This is a genomic window from Halorubrum sp. Eb13 (assembly GCF_002252895.1).
In the GTDB taxonomy this organism is placed as follows: domain Archaea; phylum Halobacteriota; class Halobacteria; order Halobacteriales; family Haloferacaceae; genus Halorubrum.
Genome location: NZ_NHPE01000008.1, coordinates 1 through 1,118, shown reverse-complemented (window position 1 = coordinate 1,118; position 1,118 = coordinate 1). Strand labels below are relative to the sequence as shown.

The 1,118-nt window shown below is 58.5% G+C and carries 1 protein-coding gene; it reads right to left on the bottom strand.

Annotated features, from left to right (window positions below; genetic code table 11):
• Positions 1-235 precede the first annotated feature (235 nt).
• Positions 236-1,118: cytochrome P450 (locus DJ75_RS00840; RefSeq protein ID WP_141211946.1), on the bottom strand; the 883-nt coding region annotated here is incomplete at its 5' end.

The window sequence follows — 1,118 nt, the reverse complement described above, 5'->3', positions numbered from 1 at the left end:
ACGACCTCCGCGAGGCGGCGACGCTGTCCGGGCTCCGCGACCGGGCCGAGAGCTGAAGCGGGCGGTCGAGATCGCGGGTGCTGTTCGATTCTCTATGACTGAGCGGTCCGAGAGGCGACGCTGAATACAGAGCGCGTATCTTGCATACTCTGTTTCTCGTGGACGTATACGGCAACTCTCCGTTGATACTACAGACCCCGATTTTCGTTGCAAACTTAGTACGGCGAGTCACTGTTTATTCTTTATGAACACGCATCCGAACGTCCTCGGAAGGCTGTAACGTCAACTCCATGTTTATCTCGGGCCGAGGTGAACTCAACAGCTCGAATTCCACATTTCGGGCAAGCATCGGGATGATATGTTTCAACTCCATCATCGCGAAGTGCATCCCGATACACTGGTGGGGACCTCCGCCAAACGGGAAGTACGCAAAGTCCGGCCGTTTGTCACTCCGAGCATCGGTGAACCGCTCGGGCCGGAACTGCTCGGGCGCGTCAAACCATCGATCGTCCTTGTGGACAGTGAACTGTGGCAGTAGCAGTTTCGTTCCCTCGGGGATGTGATAGCCTCCAAGCGTCGTCTCCTCAACAGCCTCGCGGAACAGCATCCCCGCTGGCGGATAGAGCCGCATCGCCTCCTTGGCGACGTGCTCGGTAACGGTGAGGTCGGGGAGGTCTGCCGCTGTCGGCGGGCCGTCAAGCACAGTCGTGGCTTCCTGCGATAATCGGTCCCGTTCGTCGGGATGGGTCGCCAGCAACAACCACGTAAACGTCAGCGCCATCGCCGTCGTCTCGTGACCAGCGATGAGGAACGTAATCAAGTGGTCGTGAATTTCCGCATCGGTCATCGTATACTCGTGGTCGTCCTCTTTTTCCAGCATCATCGTCAGGAAATCGTCGTACTGGCCGGGGTTCGCTCTCCGCTCTTTAATGAGCGTATCGACCGTTTCATCGAACGCATCCATGGCTTGCTCGTACCGTCGGTTCCTGTGGGTCGGTACCCACGACGGCAAGAGCAGTTCGACGGCACTGAGGCCACTCATATCGGCCATGGCCTGTAGCTCGTCGGCGGCCTCGGTGATCACTTGCCGGTGCTCGCCGAGGTCGAACTCGAACAGC